Source organism: Curtobacterium sp. L3-7 (assembly GCF_048756585.1).
Taxonomy (GTDB): domain Bacteria; phylum Actinomycetota; class Actinomycetes; order Actinomycetales; family Microbacteriaceae; genus Curtobacterium.
The window spans coordinates 424,296-450,764 of the sequence record NZ_CP151474.1; the positions used below are offsets into that span (position 1 = coordinate 424,296).

Genomic DNA, 26,469 nt, shown 5'->3' on the forward strand with positions numbered 1-26,469 from the left:
GCATACTGGGCGGATGGGGGACACGACCACCGCTGCCCAGCAGGCCAGGAAACGGAAGCTCCGCGGACGACGACAGCTCCGGAAGAACCTGCGGCAGCAACTGGACTGGCGCGGTCGACCCGTTCCGCCGCTCGGCTGGTACATCGCCGCGCTGGCCGTCGCCTGCGGGATCGCCTACGGCGTCCTGCACGACCGCGGCGACGCTGATCCATCAGGGATCGGCGTCGTCGTGGCCGGTGCCGCTGCTGGAGTGCTCTGGGGCGCGGTGGTCATGGCCGTCGCGCCGCCGATCATCGCCGTCCCGGTCATCGTGGCGGGGATCTTCGTGTTCGGACCGCTGTTCGGCCCTGCGTACCCGAGCGCACTCTCCGCGTGGATCACGAGCACGGTCGCCGGCTGGTTCATCGGCATCGCGATCCGGTACCGCACCGTCGGACGCCGTCGACCGCCGCCGGCACAGCCGCTCGTCGACCGCACCCGTCCGCGCCGGAAGGCCCCGATCGGCAAGTCGGAGCGGAGCAGCCTGGTGTCGTCGGCGATCGCGGGCGTCGGGTTCCTCGCCCTCCCGGTGCTGCTGTTCGTCGTCCCCACTCCCCGGTTCCTCACCGGGTGGCTGCTGCTCGCCGGGTTGGCGCTCGCGTGGGCGATCCCGACTGGATGGTGGAGCGCGAGGGCGCAGAGTCACCACGCTGTCGGTGGAGCACCGTTGCAGGCAGCGACCTGGGGCGTCTTGTTCAACGCATGGGGTGCGGCCGGTGTGCACGGCATGCCGTTCGCACTCACCGCGGGGATGGGCGGCGTTGCCATCGGCTTCGTGCTCCGACGACTCTGGGAGGCCCGGGTCGGCCGCTACCCCCGGCAACGCCCGGCTCCGGCAACCGGATCCGTCACCTCGCGGAACGGGAACCTGTCTCCGGCGCCCAGGTCGACACCGTCACGGCGGCGGTGACCGTCTTCGGGGCGAAGACCGCGTCGGGAGCGACGTGGTGGTGGCTCGGGCCCATGTGCACGACGTCGTGGACGTCCTCGGCGGACAGGTCCATCGTCCAGGTCAGGTCCTCGGACGAGCGCAGCACGAACGACGGCGTGAGCGAATCGCGCAACCGCCGTTCCTTCTCGGGGTCGACGCTGATCGTCGCCTCGGCGAGTTCGGCCAGGTGCCCGGTGCGTGGCGTGACGACGACGAGCACGCCGTCCTCGTGCAGGACCCGGGCGTACTCGCGCTGGTTCCGCGGGGCGAACACGTCGAGGACGACCGCGGCAGCGCCGTCGACGATCGGCAGCCGCTCCGTGACGTCACCGACCACCGCTCCGGCCGCCACGTGCATGCGAGCCGCCCGTCGGATCGCGACGGGCGACAAGTCCAACGCCACCCCGAGCCTCCAGTCCGCCGCGCGCAGCGCATGGGCCAGGTAGGTCCCCGGGCCGGAACCGACGTCGAGGACGATGCCGGGTGCGGAGGCGGACGCGACCACCGCGGCGAGCGCCCGCTCGACGGGTGCGTAGTGCCCGCGACCCAGGAACCGGATGCGGGCGTCGACCATCTCCGGCGTGTCCGCGGTGAGCGCGCGGCGCTTCGTCGGCAGGAGCGTCAGGTGGCCCTGCTTCGCCTCGTCGAAGCGGTGCCCGTTCGTGCAGCCGGCCTGGCCTGCCCCCGTCCGCGACAGCGGCTCGGTGCACACAGGGCAGGCGAGCACGGGGAGCAGGTCGTCACGCACGCCGTCCAGCGTACGGGCGTCGGTAGCCTGGCCGGATGTCGCTGCAGCAGCTCTTCGGTCTCGACGGACGCACCGCACTCGTCACCGGCGGCAGCTCGGGCATCGGGCGGGCGATCGCCAGGGCGCTGGCCGACGCCGGAGCCCACGTGCTCGTCGCTGCCCGGACGGCGGCGACCATCGACGAAGCCGTCGCGGAGGTCCGCGCGGCAGGAGGCGCCGCGGACGGCGTCGTCGCGGACCTGTCGACCCGCGGCGGAGCACACGCGCTCGCCGATGTCGTCGGGGACGTCGACGTCCTCGTCAACTCCGCGGGGATCAACCTGCGGCCACCGATGCCCGACCTCGACGAGGACACGTGGGACACCACGATGGCCGTGAACCTCGATGCCCCGTTCGTCCTCGGGCAGCGCCTCGCGCCCGGCATGGCGGCGCGCGGCTACGGCCGGATCATCGGCATCAGCTCGCAGCAGGCCCACCGTCCCTTCGCCGCCAGCGGCGCGTACGGGGTCTCCAAGGCCGGACTGGAGGCACTGGCCAGGTCCCAGGCAGAAGCCTGGTCCGGGCAGGGGGTCACCTCGAACGTCCTCGTGCCGGGTTTCGTGCAGACGGCTCTGAACCGCCGGCTGAGCTCGGACCCGGCGACCGTCGAGCGGCTGGCGGCGCGCACGCTCGTCGGACGGAACGGCTTGGCGTCGGACTTCGCGGCCGCGGCGGTGTTCCTCGCCGGCCCCGGGGCGGCCTACGTCACGGGGCAGTCGATCGCCGTCGACGGCGGGTTCTCCGTGCACTAGAACGTGTCTCGTGGTGGGTCGCGAGTGCGCGGGCGATGAGTAGGTTTGTGCCGTGGATTGGCGTGGAGACCGCATCGGAGCGGCACATCGTGGCGAGAATCCGACCGTACTGGCCGAGCTCGCCGGCGGCTTCGCGGTCATCGGGGACGCGCAGTTCCTACCCGGCTACTGCGTGCTGCTCGGGAAGGATCCATCGGTCACGGCCCTCGCCGACATGCCCCGAGGTGACCGAGTGCAGTTCCTGGCGGATGCCGATCTGCTCGCCACCGCTGTCGAGCGCGCATGCCGGGCGATCGACCCGGCGTTCCGACGGGTGAACCTCGACGTGCTCGGCAACGCGGACGCGTTCGTCCACGCCCACATCTGGCCACGGTACGAATGGGAGCCTCCGTCGTTGGTGACCCGTCCGGTCTGGCTCTACGAGCCCGATCGGTGGCTCGACCCTCGCACCGCGCTCGGCACCGAACACGCCGGACTGCGCGCGCGCATCACGACTGAGCTCGATGTCCTCGCGAACGCTGACACGGTGCGCATCAGCGGATGACGACGATCAGGCGGCGACTCGACGCGACCACGGCGCTGTCGACGGCGGCTTCTCCGTCCACTAGTTTCGGCTCATGGCCGTCATCCACAACGCCGAACTCCGTCCGTCGAAGACCGAGGCGATCGGCGGGTGGCTGCCCACGCAACCGTGGAGCGGGGTCGAACCCGGCGCCGAGGTCGTCGTCGACGGGCGCTTCCGGTTCGACGACCCGGACGGCGAGGTCGGCGTGGAGACGTACCTCGTGCACGTCGGGGACGGTCCGGTCCTGCACGTGCCGCTGACGTACCGCGGCGCTCCGCTGGCCGACGCTGCCGACTTCCTGATCACCGAGATGGACCACTCCGTGCTCGGTCGACGCTGGGTGTACGACGCCGCGGGCGACCCCGTCTACGCCGACGTCCTCCGTCGTGCGATCGCCACCGGCGGGCACGAGGCCCGACTGGAGGCAGCCGTCGCGTCCGACGCCCCGCCGCCGTCGCTCGGGTCGGCGGTCGGCAGTGGCTCCGCGTCGTCGTCACCGACGGTGCACGTGGTCTCGCCGACGACCGACGGCGCGCTGACCTCGATCGGGGACCTCGTCATCGTGCGGGTCGTCGGGACGCCCCTGCCCGACGGTGAGACGCTCACGGCGACCTGGGCCGGCTCGGAACCCACCGTCGTGGCGACCTTGCGCGCCTGAGAGGTACGGCCAGGACCTCGTTGTCCGCGCCGGGTCCTGGCAGGATCGGGGACGTGAAGACACTGGAGTTGCCACAGACGGACCTCACCGCATCCGACGTCATCGTCGGCCTGATGCGGATCAACGACATGGGCGACGAGGACATCCGCTCGCTCTACACGGCCTCGCGCGACGCGGGCGTGACGATGTTCGACCATGCAGCGGTCTACGGCGGGTGGCACGGCTGCGAGGAGCGCTTCGGTGCCGCGGTCACGCTGTCATCGTCCGAGCGTGCCGCCATCCAGCTACAGACGAAGGTCGGCATCCGCCCGACGGACCACGGCGCGTACTTCGACTTCTCGTACGACCACATCATGGAGTCCGTGGAGGAGTCGCTCGCTGCGCTCCGCACGGACTACATCGACGTCCTGCTGCTGCACCGCCCCGACGCCCTCGTGGAGCCGGAAGAGGTCGCGAAGGCCTTCGACGAGTTGCACGCCGCCGGCAAGGTCCACCACTTCGGCGTCTCGAACCACACCCCCGGGCAGGTCGAGCTCCTGAAGAAGTTCGTCACGCGGCCGCTCGCCTTCAACCAGGTGCAGCTGAGCATCACGCACGCGAACGTCATCACGCAGGGCCTCGCGGCGAACATGGGCGGCCTGGACCAGTCGATCGACCGCGACAACGACATCCTCAACTACTCGCGGCTGCACGACATCACGCCGCAGGCCTGGTCGCCGTTCCAGAAGGGCTTCTTCGACGGCGTCTTCCTCGGCGACCGCGAGCAGTACGCGGAGCTCAACGACGTGCTCGAGGAGCTCGCATCGGCGCACGGGGTCACCCCGACGGGCATCGCCGTCGCGTGGATCACCCGGCACCCCGCGCACTTCCAGGTCGTCCTCGGCACGACGAACCCGCAGCGCGTGCGGGACTCGGCCGCCGGCTCGGACGTCGAGCTCTCGCGCGAGGAGTGGTACCGCGTCCTGACCGCAGCCGGGCACACCGTTCCCTGAGCCACCGTTCCCTGAGCCACCTGCGAGCGGGCAGGGTGGGATCGTGCTCGACGATCTCACCCTGCCCGTTCCGCTGTCCGCCCGCGCCGGTTCGTTCACGCTGCGCTCCGCGGTGCCCGACGACCTCGACGCGCTGATGGCGCTGCTGTCCGACGACCCGATCAGCGCCGCGCGCGGGGACGTCGCCGCTGCGGGTGACCGGGAGGCCTACGCGGGCGCGCTCCTCGCGATCGTCGAGGACCCCGCGAACGCGCTGCTCGTCGTGGTCGACGTGACGGGCTCGGTCGTCGGGACGATGCAGCTCACCCGGATCCCCGGCATGGCCCGGCGGGGGTCGACCCGGCTGCTCGTCGAGGCCGTGCGCGTCTCGTCCGCGCTCCGGTCGAGCGGCATCGGGAGCGCCATGGTGCGATGGGTGACCGACGTCGCCGCACCCGCGCTCGGCGTGTCCCTCGTGCAGCTGACGTCCGACGCCGCACGCACGGACGCCCACCGGTTCTACGAGCGCCTCGGCTTCACGGGCTCCCACGTCGGTTTCAAGTACCGCGTCGGCTGACCCCGGGCGGATCGATTGCCACTGCGTCCCTGATATGTCAGACTGATGGGAGTCGCCCCATCGCGGTGGGTGCGAAAGTGATCCCTGGGAGATCCTGCGGTATAGCGGGGCCCGGGGATTCGCGCTTTCAGCGTCGGACTTCGTGCACGACCATCCGATCGTCGAACAGGCTTCGACGAGCCGACTCCTCTCGTCTGTCCTGCGAGATGAGGCCACATGCCGCGTCGGCCGCCCAGAGCAGCGGGTCCGCGGTCCCTGCGACATGGTCGACCCGCACGCTGCCGATCATCCGGCGTGCTCGGAGCGCATCGACGTGCGCTCGGTCGTGCCGATCTGCGGGCCCGCGAGATTCCAAGACCACGCTGTCGATGCCGACGGCGACCAACTCGTACAACAGGCGTTCGAGTGCGACTCGACGCCGACGCTCGCTGCGAGACGTCGGAGGCAGGATCGCGACCGCGGCAACGAACGTCAACGGCAACCCCGCGAGTGCGGCCGCGATCCGCTGGCGGTACGCGGCGTCACTTTCGGTCCAGTGCAGCTTGCGCGCAGAACGGGGCTTCAACGCTCGCAGCTCATCCCGGACGAGCTCGTGCGCATCAACCGCAGGAATGGCGGCCGCCAGGATGTACGCGCCAGGGTCACGCCGGTCGCCTGGCTCGGATTCGTCGACGTAGGCCGTCGGTGTCATCCTGAAATACTACCGGTCGATCGAAGCGGGCTACTCCGGGTCGGACGGGGACGGGGTGGAGATCGGGGCGAGGAACAGGGACGGAGCGGCGGGGTCCGCGGCGGCGCCACTGACCACCTCCACCTCGATGTCCAACCCGTGTGCTGGGTCCTCGTCGAGCTCGAGGCCGTTCTCGGTCACCTGGTCTTCGGGGATGGCGCGGCCCTGTGAGGGATCGAACGCGCTGCTCATCGACATGGGACGAGCATGCCCGTCCCGCATGAGCAGCGCCTCAGAGCCGCCCGTCGGCAGCAATGAGTTCCAGCTGGGTCAGCTCCACGTCCGTTCCGGCGGTGAACGCGAACGACGCCCCGCCGCCGCTGATCGGGAACACCCGGGTCTGCCCCGCCCACTCGAAGACGGCGTCAGCGACGTCGAAGGAGGACTGCCCGAGCGACACCTGCCACGAGTACGTCCCCGGCGCCGCGGCGGTCACCGTGTAGAGCGACGCCGACTCGATCGACACGTCGAACGACACGGTCGTCCCCGCGGCGAGCGCCGTCACCGTCCGTCCGGTGTCGTCCGTCAGCGCAGACGACCGCACGGGGAGGACGTCCTCCGGGGTGTCGCGGTACCTGTGCACGTCGGACGCCGAGACGGGTCGCGTGTCCGACGCCCAGCCGGTCGGCGTCTCGGACAGCTCGACGACGATCGACGATGCGCCGACCACGACCGCGTGCGGGATGCTGACGGACGTCCAGGGCGAGCCGTCGACGGTGACCGAGGCGACGAACCGACCAGCGCGAGTGGTCTCGATGACGGTGGGCGAGCCTCCCGGGGGTCGGAGCACCGCGCGCCGGACCGACGGCGGCACGATCACGTAGGAACCACTGGCCGGTGCCAACGGGTACAGGCCGATGGTGGCGAAGACGTACCAGGCGCTCATCTCGCCGTTGTCCTCGTCGCCCGGGTAGCCCTGGCCGAGGTCGGACCCGACGAAGAGCCGGTCCAGCGCCGACCGGACGATGCGGTAGGCGTCGTCGTGGCGCCCGGTGAACATCGGGAAGAACGGGATGTGGTGCGCCGGCTGGTTCGACAGCCCGAGCATGCCCATCCTGATGTCCCGGGCCTCGGTCATCTCGTGGATCGGGACGCCGTAGTGCCCGGCACGGTCGGTCGCGCCGGTCTCCTGCGTCGCGAAGAACCGGTCGATCGCGGCGTCGAAGCCCTCCGGCCCCCCGTGCAGGTCGACGATCCCGGAGCCGTCGTGCGGCGCGGTGAACATCGTGCCCCAGGCGTTCGTCTCGGTGTAGTCGCCGCCCCACTGGTCCGGGTCGTAGCCCTCGCCCTCGCGCCACCGCCCGTCGGGGGTCCGTCCGATGAAGAACCCGCGGCGACGGTCGAACACGTTCCGGTACTGCAGGGACCGTCGGGCGAACCACTCCGCCTCTGCCGTGTACCGCTCGCGTTCCACGGCGTCGGTGGTCCGGTCCGCCAGGGCGGTCGCCATCACCGAGACGCTCCAGTCGTTGATCGCGGCGTCGAGGGTCCAGGACATCCCCTCGGACGTGTCGGTGTCGACGTGGCCGCGGAATGCACCCGGGAGGCTCCCCTTCCGCCCGACACGCTCGTCACGCGGCGGGACGGTCGCGTTCTTCACGGCGCTCCGGTACGCCTGCTCCAGGTCGAACCCGTCGATACCCTTCGACAGCAGGTCCCCGAAGACGGTGTCGCTCGTCGTGCCGGTCATGCAGTCCTCAGCGCCGGGGGCGCTCCACCGCGGGGTCCAGCCGCCGTCGTGGAAGTGCTGGACGAAGCCCTGCGCGAGCTCGCCGGCGGTGTCCGGGGTGAGGAGCCCGAGCAGCGGCCACGCGGTGCGGTAGGTGTCCCAGAAGCCGTTCGTGGTGGTCATCGCACCGTCGACGATCTCCGGCCCCGGCTCGTCGCGGATCGGTTCGGCGAGGACGTCGCCGTACGGGGAGCGGTAGTGCGGCGCACCCGTCAGGGCCGTCTCACCGGCGCGGTTCGGGTAGAGGAACAACCGGTAAAGGCCCGAGTAGATCGAGGTCAGCTGGTCCTCCGTGGCACCCTCGACGTCGAGCGTCGCGAGCTTCTCGTCCCACTCGCGCTCGGCCCGCTCGCGCATCGCGTCGAAGGGACCGGCGGCGTCGAGGTTCGCGCGGGCGTCCTCGTACGAGACCGTCGAGATGCCGAGGAGCACGTCGGTGTCCCCCTCGACGGCGATCCAGCCGCGGAGCTGCTGGTCCGTGGTGGTCGTGTGGTCCGCCGTCGCGCCGGGCACCCGGACGTGCACGAAGTGCGGGGGCGTGCCGGGTCGGTCGTCGAGGTGCGCCTCGACGATCGCGGTGCCGTCCTCGATGCGCACGGTGGACTCGAGCACCCGGCCGTGGTGGTCGAGCACGATGCTCCTCGTGCCGGTGAAGCGGAAGCCCAGGGCGAACTCGCCTGGGGTCATCTCCGCGGTGACGCCGTGCTCGAGCGCCACACGGTAGCGGTGCGGGCCGTCGAGCTCGTCGTCGTGGGCGAACGCCAGGGCCCGTGCGACACGGTCGACGTCCGGCGACCCGAGCGGGGACGGCATCACCTGGAAGACCCCGCGGTCCCCCATCCACGGCGACGGGATGTGGCTCGTGGCGAAGGCCTGGATCGCGGGGCGGTTGTCGCTCGCCCGGTTGTGCTCCTGGTACGCGTACGGCCACCGGTTGCTCGCCGCGTCCGTCATCGGCAGCCCGAACACGCCGCCGTGCGGGAGCCCGACGAGCGGGGCGTTGTTGCCGCGCGAGAACCGGGAGGACGCCTGCGTGCCGCGCGTCGTGCGGACGTGGTCGAGGGGGCGGGACGCCGAGGGACGCCGAGGCTGCTCGATCCGGACGTCGTCGAGCCAGCCACGGAGCCCGGTGACCGGCGCGCCGGAGCCGAGCCGGGCCTCCAGGCGGTCGACGACCCGGCCCGCGAACGGCGTGAGGTCCACCGCGCGACGGTTCCACTGGTCGACCCAGGCCTTGCGGGCGGTGTCCTGCGCCTCCGGGGTCAGCGCGTCGCCGTACTGATCCGCTGCCTGCTCGCTGAGCCGGGTGCCGTCGCGGAAGACGATGTCGAGCGTGAACGCCGTGGCGTCCCAGAAGTGGTCGAGGTCCTGCTCCTCGGGCTCGGACTTACCGGTGGGGAGGGTCCGCTCGGGGAACCACACCCACGAGAGCTCGTCGCCGGACTCGATCGTCCGCCCGGCGAACCCGGGCACGATCGCCTCCGGCTCGTCCACCAGGAACGCCTCGAGGGACGTGAAGCCGACACCGTTCTTCGCGGCGACGGCCGTCGTCGGGCCACCGCTCCGTTGCAGTTCTCGCACGCCCCCACCCTATTTGCTCCAGCGGATGGACGAAACCCGTTGCCGACGGCGCGCGCGTCTCGCGCTCAGGCGTCGGCGATCCGGGCGAGCCAGTCGCGCATGAGCGCCCGCTCCGACGGCGACAGGGCGGCGAGCGCGTCCTCGTCAGCGGCGAGCTGCACGGCCGCGGCGTGCGACCCGGGGTCGACCTCCGGCGCCGCCGTCAGGATCGCGAACGCCAGCGCATCCCACGCCGCGGCGACGAGCGCCGGGTCACGCTCCTCGTCCGGCGTGCCGATCAGGTCGAGGACGACGCCGACCCCGATGGCGTGCACGAGCGACACCGCGCGGGGCTCGGGGACCCGGAGCCGTCCGGCGAGCGCCACGCGGTGGATGCGCTCACGGAGGACCGCGATCCCCTGGTCCTCGGTCGTCGAGTGCGAGCGCAGCGGGTCCGAGAACAGCGCCGTCAGCCCGGGGTTGGCGAGCCCGAACGCGATGTGTGCGTCGAACGAGTCGCGGAGGTGCTCGACGGGGTCGACGTCGTCCGGAACCGTCTTGCCGGCGACGTATGCGGCGAAGACCCGGTCGGCGACGGCCTCGAGCAGACCGTCCTTGTCGCCGAACTGTCGGTAGATCGTCGGCGCCTGCACCCCGGCCGCGGCGGCGACGGCTCGGGTGGTGACCCCGGCCGGCCCGACGTCGGCGAGCAGATCGGCGGCGGCGTCGACGATGCGATCACGGACGGAGTCGGTCATGGATCAACGATAACGGGTGCTTGTTAGCGCCGTGTTCACAGTGTTACGCTCACGGCGTTTCCAACGATAACGAAGGGTTGTCCCCATGATCATCGTCACCGGCGCCACCGGAGCACTCGGCTCCGCCACCGTCCGCGCACTGCTCGACCGCATGCCGGCGGACCAGATCGGCGTCAGCGTCCGCGACACCGCGAAGGCCGCCGACCTCGCCGCGAGGGGCGTGCGCGTCCGTCCGGGTGACTTCGCCGACCCCGCATCGCTCGCCCGCGCCTTCGAGGGCGCCGACCGCGTGCTCGTCGTCTCCGGCTCGACGCTCGGGCCCGACGGCGTCGCCATGCACGCGGCAGCCGCTCGGGCTGCGGCGGACGCCGGCGCCGAACGCGTCTTCTACACGGCCCACCAGAACACGAAGGCGGACTCCCCCGTCGCGTTCTCGGTCGACCACGCCCACACCGAGGCCGCACTCGCCGAGATCGGCACGCCGTGGACCTCGCTCCGCAACGGCTTCTACGCGCACACCGTCGGCTGGCTCATCGCCGGCGCCACGGAGACGGGCGAGCTGCTCCTGCCCGAGGACGGCCCGATCTCGTGGACCGCTCGCGAGGACCTGGCCCTCGCGGACGCGGTCCTGCTCACCGACGGCCCGACGTTCGACGGGCCGACACCAGCACTCACGGCGGCCGAGGCCGTGACCTTCGAGGACGTCGCCCGGACCCTGTCCGAGGTCACCGGCACGACCGTCCGCCGCACCGTGATCGCCGACGACGAGTGGCTCGCCCGGCAGACCGCCGCCGGTATGCCCGACGCCGCTGCGCAGATGATGCTCGGCATGTTCCGCGGCGCCCGTGCCGGCGAGTTCGACGAGGTCGATCCACTGCTCGCCGAGCTGCTCGGCCGCGAGCCGGTGTCGATCAGGACGATCATCGAGCGCACCCTGGCCTGACGCCGGACCGTCAGCCCTTGTTGTGGCCGGGGGCGTTCTCGGAGTTGCCGGGGCCGCTGTTGCTGAGCGGGGTCTGCACCGGGAGCGTCGGCTGCACCGACGGCTCCGGCCCGTTCGAAGGCTCGGTGGGCTGCGACGGTTCGACCGGCTGCGAGGGCTCGGGCTCGACGGGCTCGGACGGCTGAGGCTGCACGGGCTCCTGCGACGGCTGCTCCTCGGGCTGCGACGGCTCGTCGCTCGGCTGCTGCTCGGTCGGCGCCGTCGAGCTCGACTCCGTCGGCGCGGGCGTCTCGTCGCCCCCGCCGAGCGCGAGCACCGCGGCCACGATACCGGCGAGGACGAGCACCCCGACGATCACGAGCGTGATCACCAGGCCGCGGCGGCGCTTCTTCGCCGGGGGCTCCGACGGCACGGGTGGGGCCGACACGGGTGCCCCGCCTCCGCCGGTCGGACCGCCCGATCCGCGTTGTGCGCCGAGCACGGTGGTCGCCACGTCGTCCGGACCAGACGGGCTGGAGGCCGTACTCGCCGGCAGCACGCGCGTCGCGTCGTCCGCGGGCCGGCTCGCGGGCATCGCCTGCGTCGCGACGTCGGCCTGCGCCGCTCGCGCGGTCTCGGCCCCAGCGGCAGCGCCGGCCACTCCGGCGGCCGCAGCCGCCGCTGTCAGGGTGCCAGGGCCTCCAGGCAGGAGCTGGGTGGCGGGCGCTCCGTCGTCGTACGAGAGTGCGCGCAGGCGTTCGGCCGCCTCGGTGGCGGACGGCCGCTCGGCCGGGTCGGTCGCCGTCATGACGTGCAGGAGCACGCGCCAGGCCGTGGGCAGGGCGGAGTCGATCTCCGGCGAGCGCGTGAGCCGCGCGGTGGCGGACTCGACGGCGCTGCCAGGGAAGGGCATGCGGCCCGACAGGCACTCCAGGAGCACGAGGCCGAGCGAGTAGACGTCGGACTTCCCGCTGATCCCCTGGGCGGTGACCTGCTCCGGAGCCAGGTAGGCGGCCGTCCCCATGACGGTGCCGGTCCCCGTGACCCGGGCGGCGTCGCGGAGCAGCGCGATGCCGAAGTCGGCGAGCTTGACGTGCGAGCCGTCGGCTTCGAGGAGCACGTTCGCGGGCTTCACGTCGCGGTGCACGATGCCCTGCGCGTGCACGGCGGCGAGGCCGTCAGCGACCTGGGCGCCGACGCGGGCGGTGGTGGGACGGTCGAGGGGCCCTTCGCGGAGCCGGGTGGCGAGGTCGCTGCCGGGGACGAGCTCCATCACGAGGTACGAGTCGCCGTCGGCGTCGTCGAGTGCCGCGTCGTACAGCGTGACGAGCGCCGGGCTCCTGAGGCCCGCAAGGACCTGGATCTCCGCCTCGGCACGCGCCCGCTCCCCGTGGTCGACGGGGCCCATCCGGAACACCTTGACCGCGACCTCGCGGCCGAGCTGCTCGTCGACCGCGCGGTACACGGACGCCATCCCACCGTGACCGAGCGTGCCCGTGACCCGGTACCTGCCGCCGAAGACCCGTTCTTCCATGCCGGGCAACCTATCGGCTGTTCCTGACGGACGGGGTGACTCCGGCTACCAGGAGCCCCCCCCGACCCTTGATCCTCGCGCGATCCGCGAGCGCTCACGAAGCCCTGTGGACGTCGCCCGGCCCCCCGCGGTGGACGGCGGTGAGGTACAGCCGGTGGGCGGTGACCACGAGCGCGAGCCACGCCAACCCGAGGGCCCACGCCGCGAGCACGTCGGTCAGCCAGTGGTGCCCCAGGTACACGCGCGACAGCCCGATCGACACGACGAACACCGCACCGAGGACCACCGTCCAGACCCGGGTCACCCGCCGGGACTCACGGAGCAGCAGTAGGTACACGATCGTGCCGACGACGACCGTGGCGTTCAGGGTGTGCCCGGACGGGAACGACGGCGAGTGCTCGTACGGCGGGACGGCATCGGCGAGCGGGGGACGCGCACGCCCGATGAGGTCCTTGCCCGCGACCGTCATGAGCAGCGATCCGGCACTCGCAGCGACGAGGAGCACCACAGGGGTCCAGGCCCGGCGCTGGATCGTGAAGCCGAGGAGGAACCCGAGCGCGACGATCGGCATCCCGATCGTGCCCGCGACGTTGGTCCACCAGGTCACGGCGGTGTCGAGGCCAGGCGAACGGAGCGTCATCATCCAGTCGAGCACCGGGCGGTCGAGCACGGCGACGTCGTCCGCTTCCCGGACGGCGTCGTAGACCTCGGAGGCGATCCACGTGCACACCGCGGCGATGCCGATCCCGATGACGAGGGTGACGATCAGCAGGGGCAGTGCACCGAACCGGTCGCCCAGTCGCGTCCACACGGTGGCGGACGCCCGCCCGGCGCGTGTCCGCCAGGTGGTCAGGTCGACGTCGCCGACCGACCGTTCCTCGGTACGTGCTGCTTCGTCGTCCATCGGTCCACCCTGCCCGAGGACGATGTGCGCGGCGCGTCGGCCCGTCGTCAGTCCTTCGCGCTGCCGTAGTCGTCGACCACCGCGACGGACAGCGGGAACGTGATCGGGAACGACCCGAACAGGATCCGCCCGGCGTCCGCGGCGGCCGCCTCGACCTGCTCGGCGACCCACGCCGCGTCGGCTTCCGGCACGTGCAGCACGATCTCGTCGTGCACGAAGAACACGAGGTGCGCACCGTCCCGGACCGGCCCGGGGTACCGCGCGGCGAGCCGGGTCCGCAGCGACGCCATCCACGACAGGGCCCACTCGGCCGCCGTCCCCTGCACCACGAAGTTCCGGGTGAACCGTCCCCAGCTCCTGGCACGCGACTCCACGGCGCGCTGCATCGCCGGAGTGCCGTCGATCGACCACGCGCGGTTCCGTGCTGCGAACCACGACGACTCCGGGATCGGCGACGTCCGCCCGAGCCGTGTCGTCACCGGTTCGCCGCGCTCCCCCGCCGCCGCCGCACGCGACACCAGGTCCAGCGCGCGCGGGAACGCCCGAGCGAGCCGTGGGACGAGCCGACCGCCCTCACCCTGGGTGGCGCCGTACATCGCGCCGAGCATCGCGCCCTTCGCCTGCTGCCGGGTCTCGACCGCTCCGGACGCGACGACGCCGTCGTAGAGATCGCGACCGTTCCCCGCCGCGGCCATCGCCTGGTCGCCCGCCATCGCCGCGAGCACCCGCGGTTCGAGCTGTGCGGCATCGGCGACGACGAGCTTCCACCCGTCGTCGGCGACCACGGCCGGCCGGACGAGTTTGGGGAGCTGCATCGCCCCGCCACCGTTCGCCGCCCAGCGCCCGGTGACGACACCGCCGACCGCGTACTCCGGGTGGAACCGGCCGTCCTGCACCCATTCGTCGAGCCACGACCAGCCGTTCGCGGTGAGCAGCCTGTACAGGCGCTTGTACTCGAGGAGCGGTTCGATCGCCGGGTGTTCCAGGCGCTGGAGCTCCCACTTCCGGGTGCTGTCCACCACCAGCCCCGCGCGGCGGAGGGACCGCAGCACGTCCGCCGGTGAGTCGGGATTCAGGGCGGGGTCGTCGAGCCGCTGCCGGAGGACCACGGCGATCTCCTCCAGCCGTCGTGGTCGGACGCCGTACGGCACCCGCGGGCCGAGGGCGTCCTCGAGCAGGCGTTCGTGCACGTCGGCACGCCACGGCAGCCCGGCGAACCGCATCTCTGCGGCGACGAGCGCCCCGGCGGACTCCGCGGCGAGGAGCAGTCGCAGTGCTCCAGGATCGGACGCACCGGCGACCGCCGCGAGTTGCGCACGGAGTTCCGCGACCGGGTCGGCGGCGTCGGCGGGGCGGGTCCCGTCGAGGAGTGCGTCGTCGAAGAGCTGCGCCTGCGACGCGCGGACGACGCGTTCCTGCTGCGCGGGCGCGTCCCAACCGCTGACCGGCGCAGCAGCGAGGGCAGAACCGCGCGCGGCCAGCGCCGTGCGGAGGATGCGATGGCACAGCCGCAGGTCGACGCAGCGTGCGACCCGACCACCAGCGCGGAGCACGAGCGGGTACCAGCGCGCGGTGTCGTCCCAGACCCATCGGACGCCTGGTGTTTCCCGCGCGGCGACGAACGCCGGGAGTTCCGGGTCGGGAACCGCGACCGGCTCACCATCCGGGTCGCCGGAGTCGGTCAGGGGCGACGCGAGGACGCCGCCGTCGACACGGCTGAGGACGAGGTGCACGGAACGATCATGCCGTGCACCACCGTCCCCGCCGGACAGGTGGTGGCGGCCGTCGGTCGAGTCCGACGTCCTAACGCTCCTGCGTGCGCTCCGTTCCACCGGGTCGCACGGCAGCGGAGTCCGCGACGTCGATGCGCACGGTGCCGTCGGGTTCCTCGGAGACCTCGACGCGCGGCGCTTCGTCGTGGGCGTCCGAACCGGACATCCGGCGCAGCGTGTCGTGTCGACGTTCCTCGAAGGACATGTCGACACCGTCGTCGAGGTGGTCGCGATCTGGCTCGGTCATGCCGACGACGGTACGCCCGGCGGCCTGGTCCGGCTCACGCGATCGGCGCGGTCCCGGTGCGCTCGGTCCAGTGCCCGCCGCCCGCCCACCGGTCGTGGACCGCCTGTTGCACACGCCCGGCAGGACGTGCGGCACGCGCCGCGGCGAGCCCGGTCCCGAAGACGAACTTCGCCGCGCTGTCGTCGCCCTCGACCGCGTCGTGCGGGCCGGGCGGGAGCAACCGGAACCGTCGGGCGAACCGGACGACGTTGGCGTCCGGTCCGAGCGCGGTCGCGAGCCCGGGATCGAGGAGCCACGACCGGCAGGACCACGACGTCGCGCCGTGGCCGGGTGCGAGCCGTCGGAGCAGGTCAGGAGCGTCGGCGAACGCCCGGTCGCAGGCGACCGGGTCGAGCGGCCCGGTCTCCGGGACATGGACACTCCATGTCGGCGTCCCGTCCGGCAGGTGGGCGCCGAGTTCGAACTGGAGGCGCCCCACGGCCACCACGCGTCCGGTCGCGACCGCGCAGAACCAGTCCAGCCCGGTCCCCCGGATCCCGTACCGGTCGCGTTTGCGTACGACGTCGGCGACGCTCGCGGACGCCTGCTCGGCGGTCGCTCCGTGGGCGGCGAGCCACGTGGCGGTCTGCGGGAGGACCGCGTCCACGGCCGCCATCGCGAGCGCGTCCCGCTCGACCGGCGGGGCGTCGGCGACGCTCGCCGCGAGGTCCGCGGCGAGCGCCCCCGGGTCCTGGAGGCGACCGATCGCGGACGCGAGCAGCGCGACGGAGCCGGGGCGGGCCTCCCGGCTCACTTCAGGCCGGACGAGGCCAGCCCGTCGATCACGCGACGCTGCAGGACGATGAACATGATGAGCACCGGTGCCATCGCCATCAGGCTCGCGGCCATGAGCACCGGGTAGTCGATCGTCCGGTCGCTCGACAGCGTCGCGAGACCGGCGGCGAGGGGCATGTCCTCGGCGCGGGTCGACACGACCAGCGGCCAGAGCAGCTCGTTCCAGGACCACAGCACCGTCGTGATCGCGAGCACGCTGATCGAGGGCCGGGCGAGCGGCAGCATGATCCGCCAGAACACCTGGAACGGGTTCGCGCCGTCCATGCGCGCCGCCTCTTCGAGCTCAGGTGGCATGGTGAGGAACGCGGTCCGCATCAGGAACGTGCCGAACGCACTGAACAGACCGGGCGCGACGATCCCGGCGAGGGTGTCGAGCCAGCCGAGCCCCTGCACGATCTGGTACTGCGAGATCAGGTACACCTGCGACGGCACCAGGAGGATCGACAGGACGATCCCGAGCAGGACCGCGCGACCGCGGAACCGCATCCGGGCGAAGGCGTAGCCGGCCAAGGTGCACAGGATGATCTGCGCGATCGTCCGGATGATCGTGACGTACACCGACGTGCCGAGCTGGCTGAGGAACGGCAGGCGCTCGAAGACCTCGGCGAAGTTGTGCCACTGGAGCTCGCCGGGCCAGAACGTCGGGGTGACGGACTGGACCTGCGCGTTCGTGGACAGCGCCATGATGATCTGCCACAGGAACGGGAACGCCATCGCGAACCCGCCGATGCCGAGGACGACGTGGATCCACCAGTGGGAGCCGCCGCGGCGGCCCGGGCGCTTCCCGGTCCTGATCGTGGTGGTGGTCATGACTGCACCCACTTCTTCTGGAACCGGAACTGCACGAGCGTCACGATGCCGATGAGCACGAAGATGATCATCGCGATCGCGGCCGCGAAGCCCTTGTCGTTGTCGATGAACCCGGCGCTGTAGAAGTAGAAGACGAGTGACATCGTCTTCGGGATCACCGGGTTGGTGCTGCCGAGGATGGCGTAGAGCAGGTCGAACAGCTGGAAGCTGGAGATCGTCGTGACGATGACCACGAAGAAGATGCTCGGCGTCAGGAGCGGCACGGTCACGGAACGGAACTGGCGCCAGCGACTGGCGCCGTCGAGCTCGGCCGCCTCGTACAGCTCTGGTGGGATGTCCTTGAGGCCGGCGCCGAGGATGATCATCGAGAAACCGAGCGACGACCACAGGCCGACGAGGCTCACCGCGACGAGCGCGAAGCCCGGGGTCGAGATCCAGTACGGGCCGTCGATGCCGAACAGCCCGAGGAACCAGTTCACGATCCCGTAGTCGCCGTTGAACATGATCCGCCAGACCAGGGCGATCGCCGCGGGCATCGCGACGTAGGGCAGGAAGAACAGCACACGGTAGAACTGCGCGAACCGCAGACCAGGGGTGTTCAGCAGGCTCGCGAGCCACACCGCGATCGGGATGCCGACGAGCACGATGGCCGTGTAGATCACGGTGTTGAGCAGCGACTGGTACAGCTGCGGGTCGGACAGCAGGCGACCGTAGTTGGCGAGACCCGAGAACGTCGCGCCGCCGAAGACGCCCCACGTGGTGAACGAGTACCAGAACGTCTGGAGGATCGGCCAGATGTAGAACGTGCCGACGCCGATGAGCAGCGGCAGGACGAACAGCCACGGCCATGCACCGTCGGTCCGGATCAGGCGGCGGGGGGCACCGCCGGGGGCGCCCCGCCCGGACGCGTGCTGCGTCCGGGCGGGGCCGACGGCGGGTGTCGCCGCCGTGTCGGGTTGCTGCTCGGTGTGGATCGTCATCGGGTCACTCCCTGACGCCGGGGCGTCACTTCTCCTTGCCGAGGGCGGCGTCCATCTTCTGGGCGAGGTCCTTCGCGACCTCGTCGACGGGCTTCGACCCGTCGAACGCACTCGGGAGCAGGTTCGTCTCGAGGGTGTTCCACGCGGCGGTGTTCTTCGAGACGGGCAGCGGCTTGGCGTAGTCGACCGCGTCGAGGAAGACCTGCAGGTCGGCGTCGGGCATCGTCTTCGTGAAGGCGTCCTGCGTGCCGGTGTAGGCCGGGATCACGGCGCCCATGTCGCCCTGCTGCTGCTGCGCGGTCTTGCCGGCGAGGTAGACCTGCAGCGCCTGGGCCGCTGCCTTGTTCTTGCTGCCCTCGGCGACCACGTTCGAGACGCCGTGGATGACCGTCGCCTGCTCCTTGCCCTTCGGCAGCGGGTAGACGACGACGTCCTTCTCCATGTCGGTGCCGGTCAGCGCTGAGCGGAACCAGCTGCCGCCCTGGTACATCGCGAGCTTCCCGGACGTGAACCACTGGTCCGCGGTCGTGTCGGTCAGCTGCTTGATCGAGGGCGACGCACCCGACTTGATGAGGTCGGTCCAGAACTGCAGGCCCTCCTCGGACGCCTTCGACGCGTACTCGGACTTCGTGGCGTCGTCGTTCAGGACGGATCCGCCTGCCTGGAAGATGGTGTCGTAGTAGGTCGTCTGCCCGTCCATGCCGCCGGCGGCACCGTACGCGCCCTGTGCCTTGAGCTTCTCGGAGAGCTCGGCGCCGGTCTTCTGGAAGTCGTCCCAGGTCCAGTCCTTCGACGGCATCGCGACGCCGGCCTGCTCGAACAGCGATTTGTTCATCCAGACGCCGATCGTGTCGAAGTCCTTCGGGACGCCGTACTGGGTGCCGTCGTACGTGTACAAGTCGTTGAGCGCCGACGAGTAGTTCTTCGGGTCGATCGCGCCGGCCTTCACCTCGCCGGTGATCGGCGCGATCTTGCCGTTGGCCGCGTACAGCTGGAAGTTCGGGCCGTTCATCCAGAACAGGTCGGGGAGCGTGTTGCTCGAGCCCTGCGTCTGGAGCTTCGTCCAGTAGTTGGCGAACGGGGTGACGTCGACGTTGACCGTGATGTCCGGGTACTCCTCGTTGAAGCCCTTGATGTTGGCCTTGATCGCCTTGACCTGGTTCTCGTCCCAGACGGCGTAGTCGAGGGTCGCCTTGGTGTCCTTCGACACCTTCTCGTAGTCGCCGCCGGGACCCGCGGCGCCCGAGGATGTCGAGCACCCGGCGAGCAGGGCGGCCGCGCCGAGGGCGGCGACGGCGCCGAGGAGGATGCGTCGGGCTCCTCGGGCGGGGAAGTGTGCGGTCATCGGGTGGTCCTTTCGCACGGCCGTCAGCGCGTGACGGTCTGGGTGGGGAGGGTGAAGTGGGAGATCGTCTCGGCCGGGAGGCTCGGGACGTCGATGGGCACGGAGCCGCCCCGCAGCGAGCGGGTCGCCAGGGCGCCGGCGGCGACCGCGGCTCGCGCCGCGACCGGGGACAGTGAGGTCGGTTCGCCGAGTGCGACGCTGCGCAGGAACTCGGTCATGGTGAGCAGGTCGGCGTCCGCGTGGCCGGAGTCGACGCCGTCGATCGGGTACTCGCGGTCGCCCTGGACGTCCCACCCGCGGCGGTGGTTCCAGACCTTGACCACGCCGCCGCCGGTGTCGCCGATGTTCTCGAGACGGCCTTCGGTCCCGATCACGGTGTAGTTCCGCCAGTAGTCCGGCGTGAAGTGGCACTGCTCGTAGCTCGCCTGCACGCCGTTGTCGAGCGTCATCATCACCATCGAGACGTCCTCGACGTCGACGACGGGGTTCAGACCGGTCTGGTCGAGCGGCGGCCAGTTGTCGAGCGAGAACCAGTCCCCCATGAGCTCACCGCTGCGGTCGCGACGATCGGTGACGTCGCCGTAGACGGACAGCGAGCCCATCCCGACGACACGGCTGGTGTAGCCGCCGCCGAGGGCGTGGATGACGTCGAGGTCGTGGCTGGCCTTCTGCAGCAGCAGGGAGTTGACCTTGGTGCGGTCGGCGTGCCAGTCCTTGAAGTAGTAGTCGCCGCCGTTCCCGACGAAGTGGCGGCACCAGACGGCCTTGACCTCGCCGATCTCGCCGCGTTCGACGATCTCGCGCATGAGCCGGACGACGGCGGCGTGCCGGAAGTTGTGGCCGACGTACAGGGGGGTGCCCGTCTCGGCGGCGGTGTTGAGCACGGCGTCCGCGTCCTCCACCGTGATGGCGAGGGGCTTCTCGAGGTAGACCGCGATGCCCGCGCGGAGCAGGTCGATCGCGATCTCGGCGTGCGTCCAGTCCGGGGTCGTGACGATCGCCGCGTCCACCGCGCCGACGAGGTCACGGTGGGACTCCACCACCAGCGCGTCGGGGTACTCGCTGCGTCCGCGCTCCCGCCCGTCGGCGGTGACGTCCGCGACGGCAGTGACCCGGGCCTCCAGATCGGGGCCCGAGGCGACCGCCTCTGCGACGTGGCGGGCGATGGCGGACCGCTGGCCCATGCCGATCACCGCGATGCGGAGTCCTTCGTACGTGTCGACGCTCATCTCGCTCCCTTGCGTGATTGTGACGCCCATGATGCCGAATCGATCATGAATGCACAATAGGCGCTCACGGATCGCTCACGGAAGCGAGATGCGAGGGTTTTACACGCCGGTAACGTCCGGGCGCGACGTCGTGGTGCCGACGGGCCCGTCAGCCCTTGTCAGTCGGCGACGACGAGCTCCACGCCGGCGGCGGCGAGGTCGGCCGCGAACGTCGGCGGGACCGGCTGGTCGGTGACCAGGACGTCGATCCGGTCCAGCGGGCAGATCCGCGCGAACGTCGAGCGCTCGATCTTGGTGGAGTCCGCCACGACGATCACGCGACGCCCGACGGAGGCGAAGTGCCGACTGACCTCGGCCTCTCCCTCGTGCATGGTGGTGGCGCCGTACTGGCCCGTCAGGCCGTCGACGCCGAGCACGACGACGTCGAGCGCGAACTCGTCGAGGGTGTCGCGGACGAGCGGGCCGACGAGTTCGTAGGACTGACGACGTGCGACGCCGCCTGTCACGACGATCTTGACGTTGGCGCGCACCGACAGCTCGTACCCGATGTTCAGCGCGTTGGTGACGATCGTGACGCCGTACTCGCCGTCCGCCCGGATGAAGCGTTCGCTCTTGCCGAGCTCCCTGGCGACCTCGGTGGTGGTGGTCCCGCCGTTCAGCCCGACGGTGTCACCCGGGGCGATGAGCGCCGCCGTCGCACGGGCGATCGCCGTCTTGGCCTCTGCCTGTCTGGCGATCTTGTACTGCAGCGGCAGCTCGTACCCGGCGCCGAGCGCGGCGGCCCCGCCGTGCGTGCGGGTGACCAACCGCTGGTCGGCAAGGGTCGCGAGGTCACGGCGAGCGGTGGCCGGGGAGATCCCGAGCATCTCGCCGATCTCGGAGATCGACACGTTGCCCCGTTCGCTCACGAGTTCGAGCAGGGCGTTGAGCCGCTGTTGCGGAGTCATGGGGGCCATCCTACGGGCGTGCCGCGCTCGTTCACTGATCGGAAATGACGTTTTCCTCTCGCATCGCGCACGATCGCTCGCTATGCTTCCGACCATCGATCACCCGGATCGAGACCGGACCGGAAGGCACCCATGACCGACACCTTCGTGAGCGAAGAGCTCGCGTCGCAGCCGGAGACCTGGCGCGCTGCGGCCGCCCTGCTCCCCTCCTTCGTCGACACCCTCCCCCAGCCAGGCGAACGCGTCGCCGTCGTCGGGTGCGGGACCAGCTGGTTCATCGCGATGAGCTACGCCGTGGCCCGCGAGCAGGCCGGCCTCGGCGTCACCGACGCGTTCGCGGGCTCCGAGTACCCGACCGGACGCGAGTACGACCGCGTCGTGACGATCAGCCGGTCCGGCACGACGACCGAGATCGTCTCGCTGCTCTCCGACCTCCCCACGCAGCGCACCGTGCTGATCACCGCCGTGCCGGACAGCCCGGCGGCGGCGGTCGCGGACGACACGATCGCACTGCCGTTCGCCGACGAGCGTTCGGTCGTCCAGACCCGCTTCGCGACGACGGCGCTCGCCCTGCTGCGCGCGTCCATCGGCGATGACGTCGATGCACTGGCCGTCCAGGCGGAAGCGGCGCTCGCGCTGCCCATCGAGGACCTCCTCGACGCCGAGCAGGTGACGTTCGTGGGTCGCGGCGCCGCCGTCGGCCTGACGTTCGAGGCAGCACTCAAGACCCGCGAAGCCGCGCAGTTCTGGGCCGAGTCGTACCCGGCGATGGACTACCGGCACGGCCCGATCGCGATCGCGCAGCCCGGTCGACTCGTCTGGTCCCTCGGCAGCACGCCCGACGGGCTGCCGGACGAGGTCGCCGCGACCGGCGCCCGGTTCGTCCACCACGACCTCGACCCGATCGCGGGGCTCGTCGTCGTGCACCGTTTCGCGGTCGCGCTGGCCGAGCGTCGTGGGCTCGACCCAGACCACCCGCGTTCCCTGACCCGCTCGGTCATCCTCACCTGATGGCCGGCAGCGGGGCCGTGCTCGGGGTCGACGTCGGCGGCACGGGCATCAAGGCCCGACTGACCGACGCCGACGGGCAGGTCCTCGCCGAGTACCGGGTGCCGACGCCGAAGGACGACCCCGACGCGCAGCGGCTCGCGGAGACCGTCGCGGACCTCGCCGTCGGCGCTGTCCCGCGCGATGCCGACAGAACCGTCTCGCTCGATGCCGTCGGGGTCGTCGTCCCCGGTGTCGTCGACGAGCGGACCGGCACCTCGGTGCTCTCGGTCAACCTCGGCTGGCGGGACGTCCCGGTGCGTGCACGGGTGCTCGCGACCTTGCTCGCCTGCGGCGTCGACGTTCCGCTCGCCTTCGGTCACGACGTCCGCGCCGGTGCCCTCGCCGAGGTGCGATCAGGTGGCCTCGACGAAGGCTCCGCCGTGTTCCTGCCGATCGGCACCGGGCTCGCGAGTGCGCTCGTCGTCGACGGCACCGTGGTGGACGGCGGCGGATGGGCCGGCGAGGTCGGCCAGGTCCGGCTCGCACACGGACCGCACGCCGGAGCCCGGGTCGAGGAGATCGCCTCGGCCGGCGCCGTCGCACGTCGGACCGGTGTCGAGAGCGCGCACGCCGCCATGCTCCTCGTGCAGCAGGGCGATGCGACGGCCGTCCGGGTCTGGCACGAGTGCGTCGAGGTCCTCGCCGACGTGATCGGGTGGACCACCGCGGTGGCCGGATGCCACACCGTCGTCGTCGGCGGGGGCCTGGCCCGGTCCGGCCCGCTCCTGCTCGACCCCCTCCGTGCGGCGGTCGCGGACCGGCTGGCCGGGCTCCGTGTCCCCGCGGTCGTGCCGGCCCGTCACGGAGACGCGGCGGGCGCGATCGGGGCCGGCCTGCTCGCACGCGATCTCCTCGAGCGTGGCACCCGCATCGCAGAGGGAGCGCCGCGCGTCGCGGAGGGCATGCCGTTCGTCGCGGAGAGCACGCCGTTCGTCGCCGAGGGCTCGCGGTGAGCACGCTGGTCCGCTCCGCGCGGCTCGTCACCCCGACCCGGACGATCGACCGGGGTTGGCTGCTCGTCGAGGACGGGCGGGTGGCCGCCGTGGGTTCCGGGAACGCCCCTCCCCACGACCGCGTCGTCGAGACCGACGGCACGGTCCTGCCCGGTTTCGTCGACCTGCACGCGCACGGTGCCCTCGGCCACGACTTCGCGACCTGCACCACGGACGACGCTCGCGCCGTGGCCGCCTTCCACGCCGACCGCGGGACGACGTCGCTCGTCGCGTCGATCGCGACCGGTACCCCTGCGGACACCCTGTCGGCGCTCCGTCGGCTCCGGCCACTGGTCGCGGACGGCACGCTCGTCGGACTGCACCTCGAGGGGCCGTGGCTCTCGCCCGCCCGACGGGGAGCACACGCACCGGACCTGCTGCACGCACCGACGACGGCCGAGGTGGACGAGTACCTCGACGCCGCGGCCGACGCGCTCCGGATCGTCACCCTGGCACCGGAGCTCCCCGGCGCACTCGACGCGGTCCGCCGACTCACGGACGCCGGGATCGTCGTGGCGATCGGGCACACCGACGCGGACGCCGACACGGTCCTGCGCGCCGTCGATGCCGGTGCGCGACTCGTCACCCACGTCTTCAACGGCATGCCCCCGCTGCACCACCGCGATCCCGGCCCGGTCGGCGTCGCCCTGACCGACGACCGTCTGTCCGTCGAAGCGATCGTGGACGGTCACCACCTCGACGCCGTCGCGGTGGACCTGGTCCGCCGCAGCGCCGCCGGCCGGATGGTGCTCGTGTCCGATGCGATGGCCGCGACCGGGTGCCCGGACGGACGCTACCGGATCGCCGGATCGGACGTCGTGGTGTCCGACGGTGTCGCGATGCTCGCGGACGGGTCGTCACTCGCCGGCAGCACGAGCACCATCGCGGACGCCGTCGCCCGCGTGCTCGCGAGCGGTCCGGACGCGATCGCCGAAGCCGTCGCCCTCTCCTCGGGGAACGCCGCGGCGTTGCTCGGTCTCCCGGAGCCGCTCAGCCCCGGGTCACGCGCCGACCTGCTCGTGCTCGACGCCGATCGGCTCCGCGCCCGTCCGCTCACCGAAGGGGTTCTCGCATGATCGTCGTCGTCACGCCGAACCCCGCGGTGGACGTCACCTACCGCGTCGACGAACAGCGTGTCGGCACGACCCAACGCGTCCGGAACGTGGACCGGCGACCCGGCGGCAAGGGGCTCAACGTCGCACGTGTGCTGCACGCCGAGGGTGTCCGGACCCACTCGGTCCTGCCACTCGGCGGCGCAGCAGGGGCCTGGGTGGCCGATGCGGTGGCCGCCCTCGGGCTCGATGCGACCACGGTCCCGGTCCCCGGCGAGACCCGCACCACCGTGACGGTGGTCGACGACCTCGCTCACCCCACGATGTTCGGCGAGCCCGGGCCGTCGGTGCCACCTGGGTCGTGGTCCCGGGTCGACGACGCCGTCCGGGCCGCGCTCGGGACGGCTGCTCCGGGCGGCCCCGTCGCGCTCGTGCTCTCGGGCTCGCTCCCCACCGGTGCCGAGCCGACCGTGGTCGTCCCCTGGGTGACCGACGCCGTCGCTGCGGGGGTCCTCGTGGTCGCCGACCTCTCCGGCCCGTCCCTCCTCGCGGCGGCCGACGCCGGTGCCACCGTGTGCAAACCGAACCGCGAGGAACTCGCCGAGGCCACGGGCCTGCCGGACGAACGGGACGGCGCGCTCGACCTGCTCCGGCGCGGTGCCGGACTGGTCGTGGTCTCACGCGGAGCCGACGGCATCGCGGCACACGCGCTCGACGACGTGGTCGAGGTGCCTGCCGTGCCTGGCGTCACCGGGAACCCCACCGGCGCGGGGGACGCCGCGACCGCCGGCCTGGTCCTCGCACTGTCCCGCGGTGCCGACACCGCCCTCGCACTGCGCACGGCTGCGGCCTTCGGCGCAGCAGCGGTCCTCCGTCCCGTCGCCGGCGAGATCGACCACGACGCCGCACACCGGTTCCTCTCCGCCCTCGACCCCACCAGGAGTCCCGCATGATCACCGACCTGGCCCTCACCGGGCTCCTCGACACCGCCCGATCGACCCGGCACGGCATCGGGGCGTTCAACGTCGTCCTGCTCGAGCACGCCGAGGCGATCGTCGCGGGTGCCGCCGCCGCCGGCCTGCCGGTGATCCTGCAGATCAGCGAGAACTGCGTCCGCTACCACGGCGGGCTCGCACCCATCACGACCGCGACCCAGGCGATCGCGCGCTCGGCCGACGTCGAGGTCCTCGTGCACCTCGACCACGTCGAGGACACCGACCTGGTCGCCGAGGGCATCGCGCTCGGGGTGGACTCGATCATGTACGACGGTTCGCACCTCGACTACGCCGCGAACGTCGCTGCCACCCGTGTCCTGGCGGACCGCTGCCACGCGGCCGGGATCGCGATCGAGGCCGAGCTCGGCGAGGTCGGCGGCAAGGACGGCGTGCACGCACCGGGTGTCCGCACCGACCCGGCCGACGCAGCGGCGTTCGTGGCCGCGACGGGGGTGGACGCCCTCGCGGTCGCCGTCGGGACCTCGCACGCGATGCAGACCCGCGAGGCCGCCGTCGACCGCGACCTGATCGGGCGGCTGCACGACAGCGTGCCGGTGCCCCTCGTGCTCCACGGGTCGTCGGGACTGTCGGACGACGAGCTCCGTGGTGCGGTGGCGGCGGGAATGACGAAGATCAACATCTCGACGCACCTCAACGGGCTCTTCACCCGGGCGCTCCGCGACGTGCTCGACGAGCGGCCGGAACTGGTCGACCCGCGGAAGTACGTCGCCGCCGGCCGCGACGCGATCACGACCGAGACCGCGAGACTCCTGACACTCCTGGCACGCTGACGCGACGA

The 26,469-nt window shown here is 71.7% G+C and carries 27 protein-coding genes; 12 read left to right on the top strand and 15 right to left on the bottom strand.

Annotated elements, in window-relative coordinates; genetic code table 11:
* The first annotated feature begins 13 nt into the window (after positions 1-13).
* Positions 14-949, top strand: coding sequence for a hypothetical protein (locus AAEP80_RS02055; RefSeq protein ID WP_420365758.1), 936 nt, complete (start codon positions 14-16; stop codon positions 947-949).
* On the opposite strand, the gene AAEP80_RS02060 is transcribed toward AAEP80_RS02055, so the two are convergent.
* Positions 888-1,718 carry a putative RNA methyltransferase gene (locus AAEP80_RS02060; RefSeq protein ID WP_420365759.1) on the bottom strand — a complete coding sequence of 277 codons (831 nt, stop codon included), beginning with the start codon at positions 1,716-1,718 and terminating at the stop codon, positions 888-890. The genes AAEP80_RS02055 and AAEP80_RS02060 overlap by 62 nt on opposite strands.
* 35 nt (positions 1,719-1,753) lie before the next feature.
* Here AAEP80_RS02060 and AAEP80_RS02065 point away from each other — a divergent pair, with 35 nt between their 5' ends.
* From AAEP80_RS02065 to AAEP80_RS02085, 5 genes are all read left to right on the top strand, one after another.
* Positions 1,754-2,509 (top strand): SDR family NAD(P)-dependent oxidoreductase, encoded by a 756-nt coding sequence (locus AAEP80_RS02065; protein WP_420365760.1) that lies wholly within the window; start codon positions 1,754-1,756, stop codon positions 2,507-2,509.
* Positions 2,510-2,561: 52 nt separating this feature from the next.
* Positions 2,562-3,053, top strand: a complete 492-nt coding sequence (locus tag AAEP80_RS02070; RefSeq protein WP_413600622.1) for a diadenosine tetraphosphate hydrolase — start codon at positions 2,562-2,564, stop codon at positions 3,051-3,053.
* A 73-nt stretch (positions 3,054-3,126) separates the two neighbouring features.
* Positions 3,127-3,732 carry a CG0192-related protein gene (locus AAEP80_RS02075; RefSeq protein WP_420365761.1) on the top strand — a complete coding sequence of 202 codons (606 nt, stop codon included), beginning with the start codon at positions 3,127-3,129 and terminating at the stop codon, positions 3,730-3,732.
* 53 nt (positions 3,733-3,785) lie between these two features.
* On the top strand, positions 3,786-4,724 hold the full coding sequence (locus AAEP80_RS02080) for an aldo/keto reductase (protein ID WP_420365762.1): 939 nt from the start codon (positions 3,786-3,788) through the stop codon (positions 4,722-4,724).
* A gap of 43 nt (positions 4,725-4,767) precedes the next feature.
* Complete coding sequence (locus tag AAEP80_RS02085; RefSeq protein ID WP_420365763.1) at positions 4,768-5,280, top strand: GNAT family N-acetyltransferase; 513 nt, start codon at positions 4,768-4,770, stop codon at positions 5,278-5,280.
* Positions 5,281-5,407: 127 nt separating this feature from the next.
* Here AAEP80_RS02085 and AAEP80_RS02090 read toward each other — a convergent pair whose 3' ends face one another.
* The 4 genes from AAEP80_RS02090 to AAEP80_RS02105 all read right to left on the bottom strand — a co-directional run bounded on the left by AAEP80_RS02090 (position 5,408) and on the right by AAEP80_RS02105 (position 10,057).
* Entirely contained in the window at positions 5,408-5,971 is a 564-nt protein-coding gene (locus AAEP80_RS02090) for a hypothetical protein (protein ID WP_420365764.1), read from the bottom strand.
* 30 nt (positions 5,972-6,001) lie between these two features.
* Complete coding sequence (locus tag AAEP80_RS02095; RefSeq protein ID WP_420365765.1) at positions 6,002-6,208, bottom strand: hypothetical protein; 207 nt, start codon at positions 6,206-6,208, stop codon at positions 6,002-6,004.
* A gap of 34 nt (positions 6,209-6,242) precedes the next feature.
* The gene (locus AAEP80_RS02100) at positions 6,243-9,320 is read right to left on the bottom strand and encodes a GH92 family glycosyl hydrolase (RefSeq protein ID WP_420365766.1); all 3,078 of its coding nucleotides are present in this window, start codon (positions 9,318-9,320) and stop codon (positions 6,243-6,245) included.
* Positions 9,321-9,385: 65 nt separating this feature from the next.
* On the bottom strand, positions 9,386-10,057 hold the full coding sequence (locus tag AAEP80_RS02105; RefSeq protein WP_420365767.1) for a TetR/AcrR family transcriptional regulator: 672 nt from the start codon (positions 10,055-10,057) through the stop codon (positions 9,386-9,388).
* Positions 10,058-10,142: 85 nt separating this feature from the next.
* Between AAEP80_RS02105 and AAEP80_RS02110 the strand changes: the two genes are divergently transcribed.
* Entirely contained in the window at positions 10,143-11,000 is an 858-nt protein-coding gene (locus AAEP80_RS02110) for an NmrA family NAD(P)-binding protein (RefSeq protein ID WP_420365768.1), read from the top strand.
* A gap of 10 nt (positions 11,001-11,010) precedes the next feature.
* Here the strand turns inward: AAEP80_RS02110 and AAEP80_RS02115 are convergent, their stop codons facing one another.
* From AAEP80_RS02115 to AAEP80_RS02160, 10 genes are all read right to left on the bottom strand, one after another.
* On the bottom strand, positions 11,011-12,513 hold the full coding sequence (locus AAEP80_RS02115; RefSeq protein ID WP_420365769.1) for a protein kinase domain-containing protein: 1,503 nt from the start codon (positions 12,511-12,513) through the stop codon (positions 11,011-11,013).
* 94 nt (positions 12,514-12,607) lie between these two features.
* Complete coding sequence (locus tag AAEP80_RS02120) at positions 12,608-13,417, bottom strand: phosphatase PAP2 family protein (RefSeq protein WP_420365770.1); 810 nt, start codon at positions 13,415-13,417, stop codon at positions 12,608-12,610.
* Positions 13,418-13,464: 47 nt separating this feature from the next.
* Complete coding sequence (locus tag AAEP80_RS02125; RefSeq protein WP_420365771.1) at positions 13,465-15,150, bottom strand: bifunctional 3'-5' exonuclease/DNA polymerase; 1,686 nt, start codon at positions 15,148-15,150, stop codon at positions 13,465-13,467.
* A gap of 70 nt (positions 15,151-15,220) precedes the next feature.
* A complete protein-coding gene (locus tag AAEP80_RS02130; protein ID WP_420365772.1) occupies positions 15,221-15,436 on the bottom strand; it encodes a multidrug transporter in 216 nt (71 codons plus the stop codon).
* 34 nt (positions 15,437-15,470) lie between these two features.
* Positions 15,471-16,229, bottom strand: coding sequence for a hypothetical protein (locus tag AAEP80_RS02135; protein WP_420365773.1), 759 nt, complete (start codon positions 16,227-16,229; stop codon positions 15,471-15,473).
* Complete coding sequence (locus AAEP80_RS02140; protein WP_413600607.1) at positions 16,226-17,080, bottom strand: carbohydrate ABC transporter permease; 855 nt, start codon at positions 17,078-17,080, stop codon at positions 16,226-16,228. The genes AAEP80_RS02135 and AAEP80_RS02140 overlap by 4 nt, the downstream gene beginning before the upstream one ends.
* Positions 17,077-18,060 (bottom strand): carbohydrate ABC transporter permease, encoded by a 984-nt coding sequence (locus AAEP80_RS02145; RefSeq protein WP_420365774.1) that lies wholly within the window; start codon positions 18,058-18,060, stop codon positions 17,077-17,079. Before AAEP80_RS02145 ends, AAEP80_RS02140 begins: the two co-directional genes overlap by 4 nt.
* Positions 18,061-18,085: 25 nt before the next feature.
* The gene (locus tag AAEP80_RS02150) at positions 18,086-19,405 is read right to left on the bottom strand and encodes an ABC transporter substrate-binding protein (RefSeq protein ID WP_420365775.1); all 1,320 of its coding nucleotides are present in this window, start codon (positions 19,403-19,405) and stop codon (positions 18,086-18,088) included.
* A 23-nt stretch (positions 19,406-19,428) separates the two neighbouring features.
* Positions 19,429-20,634, bottom strand: a complete 1,206-nt coding sequence (locus tag AAEP80_RS02155) for a Gfo/Idh/MocA family protein (protein WP_413600605.1) — start codon at positions 20,632-20,634, stop codon at positions 19,429-19,431.
* Between the two features lie 158 nt (positions 20,635-20,792).
* Positions 20,793-21,581 carry a DeoR/GlpR family DNA-binding transcription regulator gene (locus tag AAEP80_RS02160; RefSeq protein ID WP_281266140.1) on the bottom strand — a complete coding sequence of 263 codons (789 nt, stop codon included), beginning with the start codon at positions 21,579-21,581 and terminating at the stop codon, positions 20,793-20,795.
* A gap of 132 nt (positions 21,582-21,713) precedes the next feature.
* On the opposite strand from AAEP80_RS02160, the gene AAEP80_RS02165 reads away from it, so the two are divergent.
* The 5 genes from AAEP80_RS02165 to AAEP80_RS02185 are packed head-to-tail and all read left to right on the top strand — an operon-like array spanning position 21,714 to position 26,461.
* On the top strand, positions 21,714-22,592 hold the full coding sequence (locus tag AAEP80_RS02165; protein WP_281266141.1) for an SIS domain-containing protein: 879 nt from the start codon (positions 21,714-21,716) through the stop codon (positions 22,590-22,592).
* On the top strand, positions 22,592-23,584 hold the full coding sequence (locus tag AAEP80_RS02170) for an ROK family protein (protein ID WP_420365776.1): 993 nt from the start codon (positions 22,592-22,594) through the stop codon (positions 23,582-23,584). Before AAEP80_RS02165 ends, AAEP80_RS02170 begins: the two co-directional genes overlap by 1 nt.
* Positions 23,581-24,699: an N-acetylglucosamine-6-phosphate deacetylase gene (nagA, locus tag AAEP80_RS02175; RefSeq protein ID WP_420365777.1), complete on the top strand. Its 1,119-nt coding sequence runs from the start codon at positions 23,581-23,583 to the stop codon at positions 24,697-24,699. Before AAEP80_RS02170 ends, nagA begins: the two co-directional genes overlap by 4 nt.
* On the top strand, positions 24,696-25,628 hold the full coding sequence (locus AAEP80_RS02180; protein WP_420365778.1) for a 1-phosphofructokinase family hexose kinase: 933 nt from the start codon (positions 24,696-24,698) through the stop codon (positions 25,626-25,628). The genes nagA and AAEP80_RS02180 overlap by 4 nt, the downstream gene beginning before the upstream one ends.
* Positions 25,625-26,461, top strand: a complete 837-nt coding sequence (locus AAEP80_RS02185) for a class II fructose-bisphosphate aldolase (protein ID WP_413600600.1) — start codon at positions 25,625-25,627, stop codon at positions 26,459-26,461. The genes AAEP80_RS02180 and AAEP80_RS02185 overlap by 4 nt, the downstream gene beginning before the upstream one ends.
* Positions 26,462-26,469: the final 8 nt, after the last annotated feature.